The sequence below is a fragment of the Dietzia sp. B19 genome (genome assembly GCF_014145155.1).
Lineage (GTDB): Bacteria > Actinomycetota > Actinomycetes > Mycobacteriales > Mycobacteriaceae > Dietzia > Dietzia natronolimnaea.
Genome location: NZ_JAALED010000174.1, coordinates 6,602 through 11,988, shown reverse-complemented (window position 1 = coordinate 11,988; position 5,387 = coordinate 6,602). Strand labels below are relative to the sequence as shown.

Below are 5,387 nucleotides of genomic sequence, written 5' to 3'. Positions count from 1 at the left end.
GCGACCTCCGACCCGCCAGCCGTTGGGCACGTCCCACGGCCCCCGCCGGGCGGCAGGCACGCGGGCCCATCGTTCCTCGGTGCGGTGCATGGCCACGGCGACCAGTGCGCCCTCGGGGGCCGGGGTGGCGGTGTAGTTGTCGAGCGTCCGGTCGAGCAGGCCGGTGTCGAGGTCGCCGGCGACGACCTCCGGCTGGGAGAGCAGGAACCGGCAGAAGTCGATGTTGGTCCGCAGGCCCAGGACGTGGGTGCCGGCGAGCGCGGCGTCGAGACGGGCCAGCGCCTCGGCGCGGTCGGTGCCGTGGGCGATGACCTTGCCGAGCATCGGGTCGTAGTCACTGCCGACGACCGTGCCCACGCGCAGCCCGGAGTCCACTCGGATGCCGTCGCCCGAGGGCTCCTCCAACCCGAGCACGGTGCCGCCGGTGGGCAGGAAGCCCTTGGCGGGGTCCTCCGCGTAGACGCGGGCCTCGATCGCGTGTCCGGTGAGGGTGATGTCCTCCTGGCGCAACGTCAGCTCCTCGCCGGCGGCGATGCGGACCTGCCAGTCCACCAGGTCGACGCCGGTGACCATCTCGGTCACGGGGTGCTCCACCTGGAGACGCGTGTTCATCTCCATGAAGAAGAACTCGTCCGGGGCGTGGGCCGAGACGATGAACTCGACCGTGCCGGCGCCCACGTAGCCCACCGAGCGGGCGGCGTCGCACGCGGCGGTACCGATGCGCTGGCGGGTGACCTCGTCGAGCAGCGCGCTGGGCGCCTCCTCGATGACCTTCTGGTGGCGGCGCTGCAGCGAGCACTCCCGCTCACCCAGGTGGATGACGTTGCCGTGGGTGTCGGCGAGGACCTGCACCTCGATGTGGCGCGGGGTGTCGACGAAGCGCTCGAGGAACAGCGTGTCGTCGCCGAAGGCCCCCGCCGACTCGCGACGGGAGGAGTCGAGCGCGGCGCGCAGATCCTCTGGTCGCTCCACGCGGCGCATGCCCTTGCCGCCGCCGCCCGCGGACGGCTTGACGAGGACCGGGTAACCGACCTCCTCGGCGCCGGCGACCAACTCGTCGTCGGTCAGCCCCGGCCGCGAGATCCCGGGCACGGTGGGCACGTTCCGGGCCGAGACCGCGGCCTTGGCCGTGATCTTGTCGCCCATGGTCTCGATCGCGGTGGCCGGCGGTCCCACGAAGATCAGGCCCGCCTCCTCCAGTGCCCGCGCGAACCGCGAGTTCTCGGACAGGAAGCCGTATCCCGGGTGGACGGCCTGCCCGCCGGTCCGGCGGCACGCGTCGATCACCTTCTCGAAGTCCAGGTAGGACTGCGAGGCCTGGGCGGGGCCCAGTCGGACGGCGGCATCGGCCATGCGCACGTGGAGGGCGTCCGCGTCGGCGTCGGAGTAGACGGCGACCGAGCGGATGCCCGCAGCCCGCAGTGAGCGGATCACGCGACACGCTATCTCACCGCGGTTGGCCACCAGGACGGTGTGGAGCTTCTGGGTCTGTTCTTCTGACATGGGGTTTCTCACATCCTGAAGACGCCGTTGTTGACCGGCTGGAGGGGGGCGTTGGCGGCGGCCGCGAGGGCCAGGCCGAGGACGGTACGGGTGTCGGCGGGATCGATGATCCCGTCATCCCACAGTCGGGCCGTGGAGTAGTACGCGGTGGACTGCTCCTCGAACTGCTCGCGGATCGGCGCGGTGAACTCGGCCTGCTGCTCGTCCGTCCACTCCCCGCCCGACTTGGTGACCTGCGCCGCGCGCACCGAGGCGAGGGTGTCGGCCGCCTGGGGCCCGCCCATCACGGCGATCTTCGCGTTGGGCCACATCCAGAGGAACCGCGGGGAGTACGCACGGCCACACATGGAGTAGTTGCCGGCACCGAACGACCCGCCCACGACGATGGTGAACTTGGGGACCCGCGCGCACGCCACGGCCGTGACCATCTTGGCGCCGTTCTTGGCGATGCCGCCCGCCTCGTACTGACGGCCGACCATGAAGCCGGTGATGTTCTGCAGGAAGATCAACGGGATCTTGCGACGGTCGCACAGCTCGATGAAGTGCGCACCCTTGAGCGCGGACTCGGAGAAGATGACGCCGTTGTTGCCGATGATCCCCACCGGATGGCCGTGGATCCGCGCGAACGCGGTGACCATCGACGTGCCGTAGTCCTTCTTGAACTCGGTGAACTCGCCGCCGTCGACGACGGTGCCGATGATGTCGCGCACGTCGTACGGTTGCCGTGAGTCGACGGGCACCAGGTCGTAGAGGTCGGTCTGCGGGCGAACGGGCTCGCGGGGCTCGAGCACCTCCCAGTCCGGCTCGGGCGCCGGCGGGCAGGTCGCGATGATCTCGCGGACCTTCATCAGGGCGTCGTAGTCGTCGTCGGCCAGGTGGTCCACCACGCCCGAGGTCTTGGCGTGCAGATCGCCACCACCGAGCTCCTCGGCGGTGACCTCTTCACCGGTGGCAGCCTTCACCAGCGGCGGACCGGCGAGGAAGATCGTGCCCTGGTTGCGGACGATGATGGCCTCGTCGCTCATGGCCGGGACGTAGGCACCGCCGGCCGTGCACGAACCCATGACGGCGGCGATCTGCGGGATCCCCTGGGCGGACATGGTGGCCTGGTTGTAGAAGATGCGACCGAAGTGATCCCTGTCCGGGAAGACGTCGTCCTGTTGGAGCAGCATCGCGCCGCCCGAGTCCACCAGGTAGATGCACGGCAGGTTGTTGGCCAGAGCCACCTCCTGGCCGCGGAGGTGCTTCTTGACGGTCATCGGGTAGTAGGTGCCGCCGGACACGGTCGCGTCGTTGGCGATCACCAGGCATTCGCGGCCGGAGACGCGCCCGATCCCGGCGACGACGCCGGCGCCCGGCGCCTTGCCCCTGTACATCTCCTCAGCGGCCAGCGGGGAGAGCTCGAGGAACGGGCTACCAGGGTCTAGTAGGACGTCCACGCGCTGGCGGGCGAGTAACTTGCCCCGCTCGAGGTGACGGGCACGGGCCTTCTCCCCGCCGCCCAGCGCGGCCCGCTCGAGGCGGTCGCGGAGGTCGACGAGGAGCTCCTCGTGCGCCTGACGGTTGGTGGTCGAACGATCGGTGGTCGCGGAAGTCATCAGCGCCGCTCCCTTTCAGTTAAGTCGGATTAACTGAGTTCGACCATAGTGCCATGGCTCACAGAAGTCCAGAGGGGATCGCGGACAGCCCCCGCCCCCCGGTGGCGAACGGACGCCCCGGCACACCGGGCCCTGGAAGGGGCATTACGGAGAAAACGCAGGTCAAGTGCTTAGGCTAACCTGACATAGCAGAGCCTTTCCTTGCTTGCAAGTCGAGGCGATCGCGGGTTGACTCGGTGACACCCGAACGGACCGACACACCGGTCCACCACCCCCTGGATCACCACCAGCTGGATCACCACCAGCTGGATCACGACAACCTGGATCACGACAACCGATACGAGGAGCAACCGCCATGGCCACTCTCACCGGAATCAGCAACTGCACCGTCACCACGTGCTCGTTCAACGCCGACGCGGACTGCACGGCCCCGGCCATCACGGTCGCGGGATCGCCTGATCACGCCGAGTGCGGGACGTTCATCTCACTGGACGTCCGCGGCGGCCTGCCCACCGCGAGCGCGCACGTCGGCGCGTGCCAGCGTGTCGAGTGCACGCACAACAAGGACCTGCTCTGCTCCGCGGAGTCCGTGGAGATCGGCTCCGGCGCCGACACCGCCGATTGCCTGACCTACTCTGCGGCGTAGCTCACCGCAGGCGGAGGGGACGGGTTCAGCTCGCGCGGGCCACGTACTGGCCCATCTCGCGGACCACGTCCCCGACACACTCCGCCCGGGTCATGAACGGCAGGTGCACGACATCGGCGTCGCGCCCCAGAGCGGTCAGCAGATGGAGACCGTCCGGGTCGACGCCCAGCACGAACGGCGGCCGAGTCGGGTCTCCCGACCCGGCCAGAATCGCCAGGTCCTCCCCGAAGCGTGCCCGGATCTCGTCCGCGAGACCGGGCGCCTCGGCGGCCAGGGGATCCGGTGGCACAGAATCCAGGTCGCGGGCGAGAACGGTTCCCTCGTGCCCGAGTCGACGCACCTGCAGCTCGCCGAGTTCGATCTCGACCTCGACGACCCACCCCTCGCCCTGACGCGCGGCACGAGCCACACCGAAGCCGTAGAGGCTGGCGACGTGTACCTTCGCCTCGACGATCGGGGCGAACTCGTCGATCATCACGACCACCTCGACGGAGGAGCCCGGCTCGACGATCAGGCCTGACCACGGTGCGGGGGCCCCGGTGACGACGACGGAACCGCCGCCGATCCAACGGTGCTGCGCGGAGACCATGACATCCGAGCGGTCCCTGGTCCCGCGGACGGCGATCGTGGCGATGCCCGCCCCGTCGAGTAGCCGTCGAGCGCCCGTGACGACAGGATCCGACACGATCGGGTGCACTGCCATCGTTTGCCCTCCACGGGTCGCCCGCTACACAGCGGTGAAGCTGCAGCGAGGACAAGGTGACGCTCGCCTAACTAAGGTGCACCTAACATGCAGGAGAACCCCGGCCGTTGTCAAGGGGGGAGCCCTACAGTGGGTGCGTGACCGACACCACAGCCGACGCCGCCGCCGACATGACGCCCGCCGCGAGCCCGCGCCGCGTCCACGCCTTCCGGGACGATGCGCTCGGGTACGACGACGCCACCGCCCTCGCCGAACGCATCCGCACGGGGGAGGTCTCGCCCACCGAGCTGGTCGAGGCGGCGATCTACCGTTGCGCCGCGGTGGACCCTGTCCTGGGCGCCCTGGTACACACCGACTTCGACCGCGCGCGACGCCGCGCGTCCTGGGTCGAGGACTCCCGGCTCTCCGGTCCGCTCTCCGGTGTGCCGTCGGCGTTCAAGGACGCGGTCCGGGTGGAGGGACTGCCCATGACGCTCGGCTCGTCAGCGATTCCCGCGCGACCCGCCCTCCACGACGGCCCCTACGCACCGCTCTTCCGCGCCACCGGCCTCATTCCGGTGGGGACCACCGCGATGCCACCGTTCGGCTGGACCGCCGCCACCGAGCGGCAGGGCGGCCTGGTCACCCGCAACCCGTGGGACACCGACCGCACCAGCGGCGGGTCGTCGGGTGGATCCGCGGCGTTGGTGGCCGCCGGCGCGCTGCCGATCGCCCACGCCAACGACGGCGGTGGGTCGATCCGGATCCCCGCGGCGGTGACAGGTCTCGTGGGGTTCAAGCCGAGTCGCGGCAGGCACCCCGACGAGAAGTTCGCGGCGAACATGCCGATCCCGATCATCTCCCAGTCCGTGGTCACCCGGTCAGTTCGCGACACCGTGGCGTTCCTGACCGCCTTCGAATCCGGATACCGCCCTGTCGGGGTCCCGCCACTGGGTTC

General features: G+C 69.9%; 5 protein-coding genes. 2 read left to right on the top strand and 3 right to left on the bottom strand.

Annotation, left to right across the window (positions count from 1 at the left end):
- Positions 1–1,503 (bottom strand): biotin carboxylase N-terminal domain-containing protein (locus G6020_RS06100; protein ID WP_182610002.1); only part of this gene is annotated, 1,503 nt, incomplete at its 3' end.
- Positions 1,504–1,511: 8 nt separating this feature from the next.
- A complete protein-coding gene (locus G6020_RS06095; RefSeq protein WP_182610001.1) occupies positions 1,512–3,101 on the bottom strand; it encodes a carboxyl transferase domain-containing protein in 1,590 nt (529 codons plus the stop codon).
- Positions 3,102–3,456: 355 nt separating this feature from the next.
- Here G6020_RS06095 and G6020_RS06090 point away from each other — a divergent pair, with 355 nt between their 5' ends.
- Positions 3,457–3,747, top strand: coding sequence for a DUF1540 domain-containing protein (locus G6020_RS06090; protein ID WP_107746429.1), 291 nt, complete (start codon positions 3,457–3,459; stop codon positions 3,745–3,747).
- Positions 3,748–3,772: 25 nt separating this feature from the next.
- Here G6020_RS06090 and G6020_RS06085 read toward each other — a convergent pair whose 3' ends face one another.
- A complete protein-coding gene (locus tag G6020_RS06085) occupies positions 3,773–4,450 on the bottom strand; it encodes a hypothetical protein (protein WP_107746426.1) in 678 nt (225 codons plus the stop codon).
- A gap of 137 nt (positions 4,451–4,587) precedes the next feature.
- On the opposite strand from G6020_RS06085, the gene G6020_RS16950 reads away from it, so the two are divergent.
- A partial coding sequence (locus G6020_RS16950; RefSeq protein WP_347238319.1) for an amidase family protein occupies positions 4,588–5,387 on the top strand: 800 nt, incomplete at its 3' end.